The 14,996-nt window shown below is 72.4% G+C and carries 15 protein-coding genes; 10 read left to right on the top strand and 5 right to left on the bottom strand.

The genetic code is table 11. The annotated features are described in order from the left end of the window. From JHD21_RS07720 to JHD21_RS07710, 3 genes are all read left to right on the top strand, one after another. Positions 1 to 391 (top strand): GtrA family protein (locus tag JHD21_RS07720; RefSeq protein ID WP_292673093.1); only part of this gene is annotated, 391 nt, incomplete at its 5' end. Continuing rightward, entirely contained in the window at positions 388 to 3,561 is a 3,174-nt protein-coding gene (locus tag JHD21_RS07715) for a PA14 domain-containing protein (RefSeq protein WP_292673089.1), read from the top strand. The genes JHD21_RS07720 and JHD21_RS07715, both read left to right, overlap by 4 nt. After that, on the top strand, positions 3,558 to 4,046 hold the full coding sequence (locus JHD21_RS07710) for a phosphomannose isomerase type II C-terminal cupin domain (protein WP_292673086.1): 489 nt from the start codon (positions 3,558 to 3,560) through the stop codon (positions 4,044 to 4,046). The genes JHD21_RS07715 and JHD21_RS07710 overlap by 4 nt, the downstream gene beginning before the upstream one ends. 115 nt (positions 4,047 to 4,161) lie before the next feature. Here the strand turns inward: JHD21_RS07710 and JHD21_RS07705 are convergent, their stop codons facing one another. Genes JHD21_RS07705 through JHD21_RS07695 form a run of 3 tightly spaced genes read right to left on the bottom strand, consistent with a single transcriptional unit; the run spans position 4,162 to position 6,120 of the window. Continuing rightward, entirely contained in the window at positions 4,162 to 4,857 is a 696-nt protein-coding gene (locus tag JHD21_RS07705; RefSeq protein ID WP_292673082.1) for a response regulator transcription factor, read from the bottom strand. Next, a complete protein-coding gene (locus JHD21_RS07700) occupies positions 4,832 to 5,512 on the bottom strand; it encodes a response regulator transcription factor (RefSeq protein ID WP_292673080.1) in 681 nt (226 codons plus the stop codon). The genes JHD21_RS07705 and JHD21_RS07700 overlap by 26 nt, the downstream gene beginning before the upstream one ends. Next, complete coding sequence (locus JHD21_RS07695) at positions 5,512 to 6,120, bottom strand: HAMP domain-containing sensor histidine kinase (RefSeq protein ID WP_292673078.1); 609 nt, start codon at positions 6,118 to 6,120, stop codon at positions 5,512 to 5,514. The genes JHD21_RS07700 and JHD21_RS07695 overlap by 1 nt, the downstream gene beginning before the upstream one ends. Positions 6,121 to 6,497: 377 nt before the next feature. On the opposite strand from JHD21_RS07695, the gene JHD21_RS07690 reads away from it, so the two are divergent. The 6 genes from JHD21_RS07690 (at position 6,498) to JHD21_RS07665 (ending at position 13,204) form a co-directional block, all read left to right on the top strand. After that, the gene (locus JHD21_RS07690) at positions 6,498 to 8,294 is read left to right on the top strand and encodes an ABC transporter substrate-binding protein (RefSeq protein ID WP_292673075.1); all 1,797 of its coding nucleotides are present in this window, start codon (positions 6,498 to 6,500) and stop codon (positions 8,292 to 8,294) included. A 185-nt stretch (positions 8,295 to 8,479) separates the two neighbouring features. Beyond that, positions 8,480 to 9,448, top strand: a complete 969-nt coding sequence (locus JHD21_RS07685) for a DUF5937 family protein (RefSeq protein WP_292673074.1) — start codon at positions 8,480 to 8,482, stop codon at positions 9,446 to 9,448. A gap of 32 nt (positions 9,449 to 9,480) precedes the next feature. Further along, complete coding sequence (locus JHD21_RS07680; RefSeq protein ID WP_292673073.1) at positions 9,481 to 10,113, top strand: hypothetical protein; 633 nt, start codon at positions 9,481 to 9,483, stop codon at positions 10,111 to 10,113. A 28-nt stretch (positions 10,114 to 10,141) separates the two neighbouring features. After that, the gene (locus tag JHD21_RS07675) at positions 10,142 to 11,113 is read left to right on the top strand and encodes a TIGR03885 family FMN-dependent LLM class oxidoreductase (RefSeq protein ID WP_292673072.1); all 972 of its coding nucleotides are present in this window, start codon (positions 10,142 to 10,144) and stop codon (positions 11,111 to 11,113) included. A gap of 2 nt (positions 11,114 to 11,115) precedes the next feature. Next, a complete protein-coding gene (locus JHD21_RS07670) occupies positions 11,116 to 12,789 on the top strand; it encodes an alpha-amylase family protein (protein WP_292673071.1) in 1,674 nt (557 codons plus the stop codon). A 22-nt stretch (positions 12,790 to 12,811) separates the two neighbouring features. Further along, the gene (locus tag JHD21_RS07665) at positions 12,812 to 13,204 is read left to right on the top strand and encodes a DUF2237 domain-containing protein (RefSeq protein ID WP_292673069.1); all 393 of its coding nucleotides are present in this window, start codon (positions 12,812 to 12,814) and stop codon (positions 13,202 to 13,204) included. Here JHD21_RS07665 and JHD21_RS07660 read toward each other — a convergent pair. Beyond that, positions 13,201 to 13,977: an SDR family oxidoreductase gene (locus tag JHD21_RS07660; RefSeq protein WP_292673067.1), complete on the bottom strand. Its 777-nt coding sequence runs from the start codon at positions 13,975 to 13,977 to the stop codon at positions 13,201 to 13,203. The genes JHD21_RS07665 and JHD21_RS07660 overlap by 4 nt on opposite strands. A gap of 25 nt (positions 13,978 to 14,002) precedes the next feature. Further along, positions 14,003 to 14,359 carry a DUF5655 domain-containing protein gene (locus JHD21_RS07655; protein WP_292673064.1) on the bottom strand — a complete coding sequence of 119 codons (357 nt, stop codon included), beginning with the start codon at positions 14,357 to 14,359 and terminating at the stop codon, positions 14,003 to 14,005. A 120-nt stretch (positions 14,360 to 14,479) separates the two neighbouring features. Here JHD21_RS07655 and JHD21_RS07650 point away from each other — a divergent pair, with 120 nt between their 5' ends. Then, positions 14,480 to 14,899: a YciI family protein gene (locus JHD21_RS07650; protein ID WP_292673062.1), complete on the top strand. Its 420-nt coding sequence runs from the start codon at positions 14,480 to 14,482 to the stop codon at positions 14,897 to 14,899. Positions 14,900 to 14,996: the final 97 nt, after the last annotated feature.

The raw sequence follows: 14,996 nt of genomic DNA, 5'->3' as shown, positions 1-14,996 counted from the left end.
CAACCTGCTGACCATGACGCTGCTGCTCGCGGCGGGCGCGAACTACGTCGTCGCGGCGGTCGCGGCCGCCGAGGTCTCGATCCTGGGCAACTTCCTGCTTCAAGAGCGCTTCGTCTTCGCCGACCGGCGCGCCGGACGGCGCACGCTGCCCAGCCGGGCCGCGCACTCCATCGCCTTCAACAACGTCGAGGCCCTGGTCCGGCTGCCGTTCCTCGTGCTGCTCGTCGAGATGCTCGGTGTCGGCGCGGTGCTCGCCCAGGCGCTCACCATCGCCGTCGCGTTCGTCGGCCGCTACCTCTTCGTGTCGCAGGTCGTCTACCGGCCGCACCCGGTCCAGCGCGGGGCCGAGCCCGACGCAGACCCGTCCCTCGCACTGGGAGCGGCGGCATGAGCCTCCGGCGACTCCGGCTGGCCGCCACGGCGCTCGTCGTGGCCGCCGCGGGGCTGGCCGCCCCCACCGTGAGCGCCACCGCGGCACCCACGTGCGACCCGGGTGAGTGGGCCGCGGAGTTCTTCGACGGCACCGGGCTCGCGGGCGCGCCGGTCCTCGAGCGGTGCGACCCGGCGGTGGACTTCGACTGGACCGCGGCCGCCCCGGGGCCCGGCGTCGGGACCAACCAGTTCTCCGCGAGATGGACCCGGACCGACACCTTCGAGGCGGGCGACCACCGGTTCACCGCCACCGCCGACGACGGCATCCGGGTCTTCGTCGACGGCGACCTCGTCCTCAACGGCTGGGCCGACCAGAGCTCGGCCACCTACGCCGCCACCGTCCCGCTGACCGCCGGTCAGCACACGGTCGTCGTCGAGTACTACGAGGCCTGGGGGGATGCGGAGGCTCGCGCCTCCTACCTGCGCGTCGCCGCGCCGGTAGGAGGCTGCGAGCCCTCCGTGTGGACCGCCGAGCTCTTCACGGGCCAGGCCCTCGCGGGCGAGGCCGTGGTCCAGCGCTGCGACGCGGCCGTCGACTTCGACTGGGGCGCCGGCGCGCCCGACCCGGCGCTGCCGGCCAACAAGTTCTCGGCCCGCTGGACGAGGACGATCGAATTCGACGCCGGGAGCTACGACTTCTCGGCGACCGCCGACGACGGCGTCCGGATCCGCCTCGACGGCGCCGTGGTCGTGGACGGGTGGGCCGACCAGAGCGGCGTCACCTACTCCGAGACCGTCCCGGTCACCGCGGGACCGCACACGGTCGTGGTGGAGTACTACGAGGCGTACGGCGACGCCACCGTCTCCGCCCGGGTCCGTCCCACACCCGGCGGGTCGACGGACTGCGAGCCGGACCAGTGGGCGGCGTCGTTCTACGCCGGGCAGGGGCTGGCCGGCGCACCGGTGGTGGAGCGGTGCGACGACGCGATCGACTTCGACTGGAACGCCGGGGCTCCCGACCCCGCGCTGCCCGTCAACAAGTTCTCGGCGCGGTGGACCAAGACGGTCACCCTCCAGGCGGGCAGCTACGAGTTCCGCGCGGACGCCGACGACGGCATCCGGGTCTCGCTCGACGACACCGTCGTCATCGACGGGTGGAAGGACCAGAGCGCGGCGGCCTACACCGAGACCGTCGGTGTCACCGCGGGCGCGCACACCCTCACCGTCGAGTACTACGAGGCCTACGGCGACGCGCTCGCCAAGGCGCGCTACCTCAAGAGCGACGCTCCCGACCCGCGGTCGGTCACCGGCGAGTGGACGCAGAACCCGACCGACGCTCCGGTCCGCTCCATCCACTCGACCCTGCTGCCGGGCGGCAAGGTGCTCATGGTCGCCGGCTCCGGCAACAACCAGGTGATGTTCGCGGCCGGAACCTTCACGGCCTCGGTCTGGGACCCCGTCGCCAACACCTTCGAGGACATCCCCGTCCCCGAGGACATGTTCTGCTCGGGCCACGCGCACCTGGCCGACGGCAACGTGATGCTCGCGGGTGGCAACAAGTTCTACCCGAACGCGGCACACGGCTTCGGAGGCCTGGCGAGCAACTACGAGTTCGACGTCGAGCAGAACCGCTTCGTCAAGCTCCCCGACATGCAGGCCGGTCGCTGGTACCCGACGCTGACCATGCTCGGCAACGGCGACATCAACGTCGTCGGCGGCCTCGACGAGAGCGGCAACGGCGGCGCCGTGCTGGTGGAGCGGTTCGACTCCGAGACCAGGAGCTGGCTGGACGACGTGTCCCAGCGCTGGGCCTTCTGGGGCCTCTACCCGTCCCTGCACCTGATGGACGACGGGCAGCTCTTCTACTCGGGCACCAACACCTTCGGCAACGCGCTCCCCGGGTCGGCCACGTGGGACCTCGAGACCGACACCGTGCAGGACCTGCCGCTGAGCCACCCGGACCTGCGTGACCAGTCCGCGTCGGTGCTGCTGCCGCCGGCCCAGGACCAGACGGTGATGGTCCTCGGTGGCGGCAACAGCTACAGCGGGCAGACGGCCACCGCGAGCACCTACCTGCACGACCTGGCCACGGGCCAGCACTACGAGGGGCCGCCGCTACCGACGACGAAGATGTACGTCAACGCGGCGATCCTGCCCGACCGGACGGTGCTCGAGACCGGTGGCGCCGAGGCGATCAACACCAACCCCAAGCACGAGACCAGCATCTACGACCCGGCGAGCAACACGTTCACCCCGGTGCCGGGCACTCCTGCCATCGACCGGCTCTACCACTCCTCCGCGTTGCTCCTCGCCGACGGCCGGGTCGCGGTCATCGGCTCCAACCCCGACGAGGGCACCTTCGAGATGCGGATCTCGATCTACTCCCCCGGCTACCTGTTCAAGGGCCCGCGGCCCACCATCGACGCCGCGCCCGAGGTCATGGACAACGGCTCGACGTACGACGTCGCCGTGACCGCGCCCCGAGGGGTCCGGGACGTGTCGCTGATCAGGGCGGGCTCGGTGACGCACCAGTTCGACCCGAACCTGCGCCTGGTGGACGTGCCGTTCACGGAGACCGCCGCGGGCCTCAGCCTCGACGTGCCGGACAACCCCAACCTGCTGCCGCCCGGCCCGTACATGCTGGTCGTCACCGACCAGGCCGGCGTGCCCTCCGTGGCCAGCTGGGTCGAGGTCCCCACCCAGCCGGGCTCAGCCGCCCGGGCGGGCACGCCCACCGGTGCGGTGAGCCAGGCGGTCCACCACGAGGGTCACGCCGCGGACCCGGCCGCGCAGTGCGTCCCCGGGCTACCGGAGCTGTGCTGCTGCGAGGACGGCAAGCAGGCGGACGCGGAGGCGCCCTGGTGGGCACCGGACGAGAACGGCCTGCGCCCGGGCGAGATCGACTACGGACCCGACGGCGGCCCGCAGGTCACCGCGACCACCCTCGGCGACGGCTGCGACCACAACTACCGGGGCCGCCGGGCCAGCGTCTGCGTACCGACCCTCGCCCGGCGCGCGCCGGACCTGGGGAAGGCCGCCGGCGAGGCCGTCACCTGCGCGGCGCTGCGGCGGGAGGGATACCTGCGCCGCGGCCTGAAGGTCGTCGGCGAGGACACCCAGGGACTCGACCCGGACGGGGACACCGTCGCGTGCGAGAAGACCGAACGAACGACGAAGGAGACCCGATGAGCATCGCCCACCAGCTGCCGCACGACGAGAGCCCGCACGACGAGACCCCGCTCGAACCGAGCTCCTACCTCGAGGACCGCCCCTGGGGCCGGTTCGAGCTCCTGGTGCTCAACCGGCAGGTGAGCGTCAAGGTGATCACCGTCGCGCCGGGCCAGCGGCTCTCCCTCCAGCGGCACGCCGGACGGGACGAGTGGTGGCAGATGATCGACCCGCACCTGTGCGTCGAGGTGGACTCGGTCACCCATTCGCCCGAGGTGGGCGAGCACGTCTGGATCCCCCGCGGCACGGCGCACCGGGTGTCGAACCCGCACGATGCCCCGGGGCGGTTCCTCGAGATCGCGCTGGGGGTCTTCGACGAGGACGACATCGAGCGGCTGGAGGACGACTACGCCCGGGTCCCGGCGCCCGGCGCGGCGGACCGGCCCTCGTCCGGACCGGCGCGCGGCGGACCCCTCCGGCTGCGCCGGCTGCGGAGGGTCGGCTAGTCAGGGACGGGACGGAGGGGCCTCGGGCTCCGGCCGGGTCCTGTCCCCCGGTGCCCGGCCGGCGCCCCAGGTCCCTCCGTCATCTCGGGGGTCGTCTCGGGGGTCGTCTCGGGGGTCATCTCGCGCCCGCCGCGCGGGCCTTCGCGAGCAGCTCCAGCGTCGAGCTGGAACCCGAACGACGGAGCAGGTCCTGGATGTGGGTCCGCACGGTGTTCGGCGACAGCACCAGCCGCGCGGCGACCTCGGCGCGGGTCGAGCCGTGGAGGAGCAGGTCGAGCACCTCCCGCTGCCGCACCGTCAGGTCGTCGAGGAAGGTGCGCGGCCGCCGGCGGGGCTCGACGCGGTCGAGCAGCTCCCGCATCAGCGGCCCGACCAGGGGCGCCGAGATCCAGACCCCGTCCTCGGAGAGCGCCTGGGCCATGGCGTCCAACAGCTCGGCGTACGACGCGTCCTTGCGCACCCACGCGCGCGCCCCGGCGGCGAGGCCGGCCACCACGTCGGGGATGTCGACGACGCCGGAGACGACGACGGCCACCGCCCTCCCACCGGAGTCGACCTCGCCGAGCACGTCGAGGCAGGTGCCCTCCCCCAGCCGGTAGTCGAGGAGCACCAGGTCGGGACGGGTCGCCCGCAGGAGCGTCAACGCCTGGGTGCTGGTGTGGGCGATCCCGACGACCTCGTAGTCCGCCTCGTCCTGGAGGCGCGCGCCCAGGGCCCCGGCGAACACCCGGTGGTCGTCGACGACCAGGACCCGCGCCGGGCGGGTCCGTCGCGGGACGCGCGCGTCACCGGCGGGCGGTGGCCCGGGCATGACTCGACCCACGACTGGACCCGTGACCGGCACCGTGACCGGGATGCGTCACCTGGCCGCTCGCCACCACGAACTGGTGGACGGCCTCGTAGCGGCTGCGCACGTCGAGGCGCAGCATCGCGCTCCGCACGTGGGCGTGCACCGTGCTGGGTGCGATGCCCAGCCGCTCGGCCGTCTTGGTCGTGCTGAGGCCCTGCGCCAGCGCCGCCAGGACGTCGGTCTCGCGCGGTGTCAGCCGCCACGCGGCCTTGGGGTCCCGCGGGGCCAGGTCGTGGGCCCGTCCGGTGCCGCCCAGCAGCGCTGCCTCGATCGCGGTGACGTCGGCGGTCTTCTCGACCAGCGCGTCGAGCGTCCCGTCCCGCAGCGCTGTCCGCACCGGCCGCGTGGCCGACGTCAGCGTGGTCAGGGTCTCCCCGGTGCAGAGCACCACCCGCACGCTCGACCCGGCGTCGCGCAGCGTCCTGGCCGCGTCGAGCCCGGACCCCGTCGGGAACGACAGGTCGAGCAGCACGACATCGGGACGGGTGCCCAGGACGGCGTGCCCCAGGGTCCCCGGATCGGTGAGGGTCGCGACCACCTCGTGTCCCCGCGACGCCAGCTGGGCGGCCAGCGCGTCGGTGAACAGGGTGTGGTCGTCGCAGAGGACGACCCGCATCACGCTGCTCGCCCGGGAACGCCGCGCGGCAGCGGGAGCGACAGCCGCATCATGGTGCCACCCGTGCGCGACGAGCCGCGTTCGAGGAGACCGCCGTGGGCGTCGCTGGTCGCCCGGACCTGGGCGAGGCCCCACCCGGTCCGGGCGGGGATGGTCCCGAACCCGAGCCCGTCGTCGTGCACCTCGACCGCGGCGTACCCGCGGTGGCACCGCACGTGCACCTCGACCGACCTGCTGCGGGTGGCGCGCACCGCGTTGTCCAGCAGGTTGTTCACGGCCCGGCGCACCGAGCTGGGCTCGACGTAGATCGTCGGGCGAGCCTCGACCAGCAGGGCGACCCGGACGTCGTGCGCCGATGCCGCCGTCCGCGCGCACTCCGCGGCCAGGTCGGCCAGATCGGTCACGCGCATCTGCGGGATGCTCTGCGCGGCGAGTGCCTCCGCGAGGGCCCGCAGCTGCTCCGCGGCCAGCTGGAGCCGCTCGCGGACGCCGTCGGGCAGCGCGTCGTCACCCGGGCGCTCGGTCGTCAGCATGAGGCCGGCCGCGACGTTCTGGCGCAGGTCGTGGCACAGGGTGGAGATGCGGTTGTCGGAATCGTCGTTCGTCATGCCTCGGGTCCCCCCAGACCCCCGGCCCACGCGTCTTGCTCGAGGTGTCCCGAGTGCCGGTCCCCCCGGGACCGACCACCTGAGCGTGGGTGCAGCTCCCCGTTGTGTCCCCCGTCGTCCTCCGCTGCTCGAAACCTAGGTGAGCCACGTGAACACGCAAGCGCTCCCAGGTTAAGAACAGTCGCAAGCCGTACCTCGTCGATCGTTCGTGATGCGAGGCGAGCCTCTACCTCGGTCGCCACCCACCACGGTGAGGAGCGGCGGGCGCCGTCCCTGATACCGAGCGGCCGGATTCGGCCACGACCGAATCGTCGAATCGGCCCGCTCGACCGCCTGATACTGCGCGCTCGGACACAACCAGGAAGGTGGCGGCACCGATGAGAAGACCGACGAGAAGGACGAGCCAGGCACTGATCGGCCTGTCCGTCGCGGGAGCGCTCGCCCTGAGCGGCTGCGGCGGAGACGGGGGCAGCGACGGAGACGGCGACGGCGGGGCGGCGTCGGCGGCACCGACCGACCTCGCCGACACCGGCAACTTCACCGACCCGGAGCGCGAGGGCCCGGTGGAGATCGAGGGCGCCCAGGAGGGCGGCACCGTCAAGGTCGTCTCGTTCACGCCGCTGGAGACGATGGACCCCAGCGAGATCTACTACACCCACACCAACGCGATCGCCACCGCGCTCCTCAACCGGTCGCTGACCCAGTTCGTCTACGACGAGGAGACCCAGCAGGCGGTGCTCGTGCCCGACCTCGCCACCGACCTCGGCACCCCCAACGAGGACTTCACCGAGTGGTCGTTCACGATCCGCGACGGCGTGAAGTACGAGGACGGCACCCCCGTCACGGCCGAGGACGTCAAGTACGGCATGGAGCGGACCATGGACCTCGAGACGTTCCCGGAGTCCCCGGGGGCGTACGCCGCGGAGTACTACGCCGGCGGCGCGGACTACCCCGGCCCCTACACCGGCGACGGCGCGCAGCTGGACTCGATCGCCGTGGACGGCAGCACCATCACCGTCACGATGTCCAAGCCCTTCCCGGACATGCCCTACTGGGGCGCGTTCCCCGCCAACGGGCCGATCCCCGCCGACAAGGCGGCGGACCCCGTGGCCTACGCCAACCGTCCGCTGGCCACGGGCCCCTACAAGATCGCCGACTACACGCCCAAGAAGTCGCTCACACTGGTCCGCAACGACCAGTGGGACCCGGCGACCGACCCGGGACGCACGGCCTACCCGGACGGCTACGAGTTCGACTTCACGGTGCCGAGCGAGCGGATCGACGAGGTGCTGCTCAACGACCAGGGCGACGCGAAGGACACGCTGACCTTCGACGACGTCCTCGGCACGGACTACCGCAACTTCCAGGAGCAGGCCGCCGACCGGCTGGTGCCGGGCCCCACGCCGTGCACCCGCTACTGGGCACCGGACTACCGCAAGATCACCGACATCAACATCCGGCGCGCGATCGCGCTGGCCTACCCGACCCGGTCGGCGGTCAAGGCGCAGGGCCTCATCGAGGGGGTCAACCGCTACCCGGCCGACACGCTGCTGCCTCCCGGCACCCCGGGCCGGGTGGAGTACACCGCGGTCGAGGGCCTCGAACCGGGCACACCGGACCCGGCCGCGGCCCGGGCGCTGCTCGAGCAGTCCGGCGCGCTCGGCTACGAGCTCAAGTTCCTCTTCCCCAGTGACGACCCGGACGCGGTCAACGCCAAGGACGCGATCGTCAAGGGGCTCGAGGAGGCGGGCTTCACGGCGACGCCCGTGCCGACGACCACGGAGAACCTGACCACCGACCGCGAGGACCCGGACAGCGACATCAACATCCGGAGCGCCGGCTGGTGCGCGGACTGGCCGTCGGGCGGCTCGTGGTTCCCGCCGCTGCTCAAGACCGAGGACGTCGCGACGCTGGGCCAGATCAGCAACAACTACGCGCTGTTCTCCGAGCCGGAGGTCGACCAGCGGATCGACGACGTGCTCGCCCTCCCGATCGAGGACCAGGCTGACGCCTGGGGAGAGCTGGACAAGTTCATCGCGGAGACCTACCTCCCGGTGATCCCGCTGACCTACGACGGGGTGATCCAGGTCCACGGGTCCAACGTCAACGGCCACTTCGACGACCTGGTCCTGGGGATGCCGACCTTCAGGAACATCTGGCTGACCCAGGACTGATCGAGAGGCCGGCCGGGACCCGAGCCTTTCCCTCGGGTCCCGGCCGACCGAGCCCCGGCCGCGACCACCCGTGACCTGCCCGTGACCAAATCGACGGGACCGAGACCGGCCCGTTACGAGATCGATAGTTCGCGCTGACCCCCTCTGACTAGCGTTCCGAGCACACCGGAGGGGGTCAGGCGCCGTTGCTCAGGATCGCGGTCAGCACCGAGGACGTCGCCGCGCTCCGGTTCGCCCCCAACGCGGTCTGGGAGGCCTTCTCCAGCATCCGCGCCGTCGTGCACCCGCGCTGGCACCAGCTGCACTCGCGGCTGGAGCAGCTGCTCCCGGCCCGTCCGTCGTTCGAGCTCGGGATGCTGCTCGAGCTGGCGGAGCCGTGCAAGTGGGTGCCGGACACCTTCGGCCCGGTCCCGGCGGGCAGCATCCACGACCCGGTCGCGCAGTACGAGGCGCTGCGTGGGACCGACCCGGCCGTCGTCCGCAACGACCTGCTGATGCTGCGCCAGCTGGCACCGTCCAGCACCTACGCGCACCTGGAGCCCGAGGAGTTCGTCGACCGGCTCACGACGGCGCTCGTCGGCTACCACCACGCGGTGCTGGCACCGCTGTGGGACCGCGTGGTCGCCATCACCGAGGCCGACATCGCGCACCGCCGGGCGTCGATGCTGGAGCACGGCCTCGGCGTGGCGATCGACGAGCTCCACGAGAAGCTCTCCTACGCCGAGTCGGAGATCCGGGTCGACATGGCCGAGCACGACATCGCGGTCGAGGCCACGGGGGCCGGAGTGTGGTTCGTGCCGTCGGTGTTCCTCTGGCCGTGGGTCTCGGTCGAGTACGAGACCGCGCAGCCGGTCGTCTCGTACGCCGCCCGGGGGTCGGGCCGGCTGTGGGAGCAGCCCCGGGAGAACCGGCTGTCGCTGTCCAGCCTGATCGGCCGGTCCCGCGCCGCGATCCTGGAGCACCTGGTCGTCCCCCGGAGCACCACCTGGCTCGCCAGGTCGCTCCATCTCGCGCCGGCCACGGTCAGCGCGCACCTGGCCGTGATGTCCGCCTCGGGGCTGCTGGACTCCCGCAAGTCCGGACGCGAGGTCCTCTACGTCCGCACCCCGGTGGCCGAGCAGCTGATGCACCAACAGGTGAGACGGATGCTGTGACCGGTCCCCCGGTGCGGGACCACACTGGGTCCATGACGCCCGAGACCGCGCTGGTCCGCACCCGACTGTCGCTGCACGCCGTCGCCGAGCTGCTGCTCGCCGGACCCCAGTACGACGCCAGCGGCACGTTGCGGCTGCGGGTGTCGCCCGGCGGCTTCGCGACCATCGCCGAGCCCGAGCTGGCGGTCGTCGGCGCCGCGCTGCTGGCGGGCTCGAAGGAGATCCTGCTCGACGGCCGGTCGATCGGCGAGGTCGCGCAGGACGCGGGGGTGACGCCGCGACCGCTCGGCGACATCCAGAAGGACCACACCGATCTCGGCCCCGGCGACCTCCTCAGCGTCGACGCCCGGTCCGCCGGTGAGATCGCCGAGGCCCTGCGCATCGGCGCGGCCGCGCTGGCGGCGTACTCCCCGGCGACCGACGCCGTCCTCTGGCCGGAGCACTTCGACGTCGGCATCAGCGTCGACGAGGTCAACTACGGGGTCTCGCCGGGCGACGGCTACGTCGAGGTTCCCTACGCCTACGTGGGCCCGTGGGACCGGGACGGTCTGGACGGCCCGTTCTGGAACGCGCCGTTCGGGGCCGCCGCGCCGCTCACCGAGCTCGGCGACGAGACCGGCGTCGCGGCGTACTTCGAGCGCGGCCGGGACCTGCTCGGGCGGTAGCGCGGGCGGAGGCGGGTACCGGGCCGCCATGCCCGACCCGACCCGCTGGGGCTTCCACGCCAGCCACGAGCAGATCCCCGCCGCGCAGCTGCTGGCCGACGCCCAACGAGCCGAGGAGGCCGGGTTCGAGATGGCGATGTGCTCGGACCACTTCTCGCCGTGGAGCCGCAGGCAGGGACAGTCCGCGTTCGCGTGGTCGTGGCTCGGGGCCGCCCTGGCGACCACGGATCTCACGTGGGGGACGGTGAGCGCGCCCGGTCAGCGCTACCACCCGGCCGTGCACGCGCAGGCCATCGCCACCCTCGGCGCACTGTTCCCCGGACGGTTCTGGGTGGCGCTGGGCAGCGGTGAGGCGAGCAACGAGCACGTCACCGGCGACCGGTGGCCGCCCAAGGAGGTCCGCACCCGGCGGCTGGAGGAGTGCGTCGAGGTGATACGCCGGCTGCTGGACGGCGAGGAGGTCACCCACGACGGGCTGGTCACCGTCGACCGGGCCCGGCTGTGGGAGCTGGCCGACCCGCGACCGCGACTGGTGGGACCCGCGGTGTCCCTCGAGAGCGCCGCCCGCGTCGCCGCCTGGAGCGAGGGGATGGTCACGGTCAACCAGCCCGTCGAGAAGCTGCGGGAGAAGGTGGCCGCCTATCGCGACGCCGGGGGCACCGGACCGCTCGCGCTGCAGGTGCACCTGTCCTGGGCGCCCACGGAGGACGAGGCGGAGTCGATCGCCCACGACCAGTGGCGCAGCAACGTCTTCGGCGAGCCGGTCGCCTGGGACCTCGAGACCGCCGAGGCCTTCGACATCGTCTCCGAGGACGTCACCGTCGAGCAGGTCCGCACCGTCGTCGACGTGTCGTCCGACCTGTCCCGGCACCGCGACACCCTGGCGTCGTACGCCGACGCGGGCTTCGACGAGATCTACCTGCACCACGTGGGGCAGTCGCAGGAGCGCTTCATCGACACGTTCGGCGAGCACGTGCTCCCCGCGCTCAGGGGGGCCTGACCATGCTCCAGGGCGTCACCACGGGCGACCTGTGGTGGAAGAACGCGGTGATCTACTGCGTCGACGTCGAGACCTACTCCGACTCGGACGGCGACGGGATCGGTGACCTGGTCGGCCTGACCCGGCGGATGGACTACCTCGCCGAGCTCGGCATCACCTGTCTGTGGCTGATGCCGTTCTACCCGACGCCGGACCGGGACGACGGCTACGACGTCACCGACCTGTTCGGGGTGGACAGCCGGCTGGGCACCCACGGCGACCTCGTCGAGCTGCTGCGCGCCGCGGACGACCGCGGCATCCGCGTCATCGCCGACCTCGTCGTCAACCACACCTCCGACCGGCACCCGTGGTTCAAGGCCGCCCGACGCAGCGTGGACAACCCCTACCGCGACTACTACGTCTGGAGGTCCGACCCGCCGCCGGACACCTCGGACCAGGTGGTGTTCCCCGACCAGGAGGACAGCATCTGGGAGCTCGACGAGCGCACCGGCGAGTGGTACCTGCACCACTTCTACTCCCACCAGCCCGACCTCAACTTCGCCAACCCGGAGGTGCGCGACCACATCGCGAAGTCCGTGGGGTTCTGGCTCCAGCTGGGTCTCTCCGGGTTCCGCGTGGACGCCGTCCCGTTCCTCATGTCCGACGTGGACGCGGCGGGGGACGACGTCCCCGGGGACCCGCACGAGTACCTGAGGTCGCTGCGGTCCTTCCTCGGCCGGCGGCGCGGGGACGCGATCCTGCTCGGCGAGGTCAACCTGCCGCACAAGGAGCAGCGCGCCTACTTCGGCGGCGCCGACGGCGACGAGCTCACGATGATGTTCGACTTCATCGGCATGCAGGCGATGTACCTGTCGCTGGCCCGCGCGGACTCGCGTCCGCTGGCCCGGGCCCTCAAGGCCCGGCCGAGGATCCACCCGGACTGCCAGTGGGCGACGTTCGTGCGCAACCACGACGAGCTGACCCTCGACAAGCTCAGCGAGACGGAGCGGCAGGAGGTGTTCGCCGCGTTCGGCCCGGACCCGGAGATGCAGATCTACGGCCGTGGGCTCAAGCGCCGGCTGCCGCCCATGCTGGACGGCGACCCGCGCCGGACCCGCATGGTCTACAGCCTGCTGTTCAGCCTGCCGGGCACGCCGACCTTGTACTACGGCGAGGAGATCGGGATGGGCGAGGACCTCGAGGCCGAGGGCCGGATGGCGGTGCGTACGCCGATGCAGTGGGAGCCCACGCCCACCGGCGGTTTCTCCTCCGCCGCCCCGCGTCGGCTGGTCCAGCGGGTCGTGCCCGACGGCTACGGCCCCCAGCACGTCAACGTCTCGGACCAGAAGCGGGACCCGGACTCGCTGTGGACCTTCATCCGCGATCTCATCCAGACCTACCGGGAGTGCCCGGAGCTCGGGTGGGGCGAGTTCGCGGTCCTCGACCAGCCGCACCGGCAGGTCCTCGCCCACCGGTGCAGCTGGCAGGGATCCTCGGTGGTCGCCGTGCACAACCTCGCCGCCGAGCCGGTGACCTGCCGGCTCCAGCTCGGCGCCGAGGTCCTGGGCGACGGCGACCCGGCCAGCCTCGCGGACCTGTTCGCCCACGAGGAGGTCGAGGTCTCGGCCGGCGGCGTCGTGGAGCTGACGCTCGAGGGTTACGGGCACCGGTGGCTCCGCGCCCGACCCCGGGGGTGACACTGGCCCCGTGAATGGCCCCGTGAGCGAGCGCAACGTGCTGGGCGAGGAGCTCGAGCCCTGCGGCACCGAGCCGATGACCGGGTTCCTCCGCGACGGCTGCTGCCACACCGGCGGCGACGACCGGGTCATGCACACGATCTGCGCGGTGGTCAGCGCGGAGTTCCTCGTCCACCAGGCGAGCATCGGCAACGACCTCACCACGCCGCGTCCCGAGTTCCGCTTCCCCGGGCTGGTCCCCGGGGACCGCTGGTGCGTCACCGCCCACAACTGGGCGCGCGCCCACGACGACGGGGCCGCCGCTCCGGTCGTGCTCGCCTCCACCAACGAGTCCGTGCTCCGGCTGATCCCGATCGAGGTGCTGCGGCAGCACGCCGTCGACGTCCCGGCGGATCCCAGCGCGCTGGACCTCTAGCCGCCGCGCCGCAGCATCCGCTCCGCCAGCCGCGGCAGGTGCCGGACCACCGCGTGACCGAGGCGCCCGTCGAGGCTCGGGATGACCAGGCGGGGCTGCGACGGCAGCACCTTGAGCAGGTGGTCGGCGACCTGCTCGGGCTCGAGGGTCCGGACCTTCTCCTCGGCCGCCAGCACCTCGGCCGGCTTGGTCCGGTTCTCCTCGTCGAAACCGGGCGTGCGGGTGTTGGGCGGGCACAGCGTCGCCACGTGGACACCGTGCGGCCGCAGCTCACGGCGCAGGGCCTCGCTGAAGCCGACGACCGCGAACTTGGACGCCGAGTAGCCGGCGTACCCGAAGACCCCGGTCACCCCCGCCATGGAGGACGTCGTCACGATCGTGCCCCGGCCGGCCGCGACGAGGTGCGGGACCAGGGCGTGGCAGACGTGCACCGTGCCCAGGTAGTTGGTCTCCATCATCGCCCGGACGTTGTCGAGCGGCGCCTCGTGGAACCACTCGGCCCGGGCGAAGCCGGCCGTGGTCACGACCAGGTCCGGCGTGCCGAGGTCGTCGACCGCTCGGTCGAGCACCGCCGTGGTGGCCGCCGCGTCGGTCACGTCCAGCTGCCCGGTGTACGCCGTGGCGCCGAGCGACTCCCGGGCCGCGCGCAGCTTGTCCGCGGACCGCCCGAACACCGCGACCTCGGTGCCCCTGGCGGCCAGCCGCTGCGCGACCGCCAGGCCGATCCCCTCCGAGCCACCGACCACGAACGCGCGCGCCCACGAGCCACCCATGCGTGCACCCTAGGACGAGGCCGGGTCACCCGGCCGCGGCGTACGCCTCGCGCAGCCAGCCGCGGACCTCGTCGTCCACGTCGGCGGCCGACCGGAGCTCGAGGTGGTGCATCCAGGTCCGGGCCGAGGGGTGCACGACCTCCTTCCACCGCGTGGACCGCACCTCGTGAGGCAGGGCGATGGACAGGACGGCCGGCACGTCGCTGCTGACGTACTGACCGGGCCGCCAGACGTAGGCGAACCCACGACGGCGCCTGAACGCGACCTGGCTCTTGGACACCACCGTCGTCGTCCGGCCGAGCCCGGCGACCACGCCCGCGACCACCCGATAGGTCTGCAGCGAGTCGGGGAAGCCCGCGAACAGGTCCTCCGGGTCGCCCACCGTGTCAGCCTAGGAGGAGAGCGGCAGAAACCCCCGGAGCCGATGTCGAGATCGGTCAGGCGGCTCCGTCCCTGGGATGAGCGCGGCCAGAATGGGCCGCACCACACCGAGGAGACCATCGTGAAGTACCTGATGCTCAAGCACTACACCGGCGGTCCGTCCGGCAGCACGATCGACTGCCCGCCGATGGACCAGTGGACGCCGGACGAGGTCAGCGCCCACATCCAGTTCATGCGGGACTTCGCCGCCAAGCTCGAGTCGACCGGCGAGTTCGTCAGCGCCGACGCGCTGGCTCCGGGCGGCGCCTGGGTGCGGTACGACGGCGAGGGCAAGCCGCCCGTGGTCGATGGCCCGTTCGCGGAGACCAAGGACCTCATCGCCGGGTGGATGATCATCGACGTCGACACCCAGGAGCGCGCCTACGAGCTGGCGGCCGAGCTGTCCGCGGCCCCGGGGCCGAACGGCGAGCCGATCCACGAGTGGCTCGAGGTGCGGCCCTTCATGTCCGAGGTCCCGGCCATCGACTTCCACGGTGGATGAGCAGCTCCTCCGCCGCCTGACCCCGGAGGTCATCGGTGTCCTCGTCCGGCGCGGAGCAGACTTCGCGTCGGCCGAGGACGCCGTCCAGGAGGCGCTG

The sequence above is a fragment of the Nocardioides sp. genome, assembly GCF_016462705.1.
Classification (GTDB): Bacteria; Actinomycetota; Actinomycetes; order Propionibacteriales; family Nocardioidaceae; genus Nocardioides.
The sequence above is the reverse complement of the archived record's forward strand: the minus strand, read 5'-3'. Positions and strand labels throughout refer to the sequence as shown.

Excerpts from the sequence above, each read along its gene's own strand:
- JHD21_RS07715 (WP_292673089.1), top strand. The coding sequence starts at position 388 with ATGAGCCTCCGGCGACTCCGGCTGGCCGCCACGGCGCTCGTCGTGGCC.
- JHD21_RS07710 (WP_292673086.1), top strand. The coding sequence starts at position 3,558 with ATGAGCATCGCCCACCAGCTGCCGCACGACGAGAGCCCGCACGACGAG.
- JHD21_RS07705 (WP_292673082.1), bottom strand. The coding sequence starts at position 4,857 with ATGCCCGGGCCACCGCCCGCCGGTGACGCGCGCGTCCCGCGACGGACC.
- JHD21_RS07700 (WP_292673080.1), bottom strand. The coding sequence starts at position 5,512 with ATGCGGGTCGTCCTCTGCGACGACCACACCCTGTTCACCGACGCGCTG.
- JHD21_RS07695 (WP_292673078.1), bottom strand. The coding sequence starts at position 6,120 with ATGACGAACGACGATTCCGACAACCGCATCTCCACCCTGTGCCACGAC.
- JHD21_RS07690 (WP_292673075.1), top strand. The coding sequence starts at position 6,498 with ATGAGAAGACCGACGAGAAGGACGAGCCAGGCACTGATCGGCCTGTCC.
- JHD21_RS07680 (WP_292673073.1), top strand. The coding sequence starts at position 9,481 with ATGACGCCCGAGACCGCGCTGGTCCGCACCCGACTGTCGCTGCACGCC.
- JHD21_RS07675 (WP_292673072.1), top strand. The coding sequence starts at position 10,142 with ATGCCCGACCCGACCCGCTGGGGCTTCCACGCCAGCCACGAGCAGATC.
- JHD21_RS07670 (WP_292673071.1), top strand. The coding sequence starts at position 11,116 with ATGCTCCAGGGCGTCACCACGGGCGACCTGTGGTGGAAGAACGCGGTG.
- JHD21_RS07660 (WP_292673067.1), bottom strand. The coding sequence starts at position 13,977 with ATGGGTGGCTCGTGGGCGCGCGCGTTCGTGGTCGGTGGCTCGGAGGGG.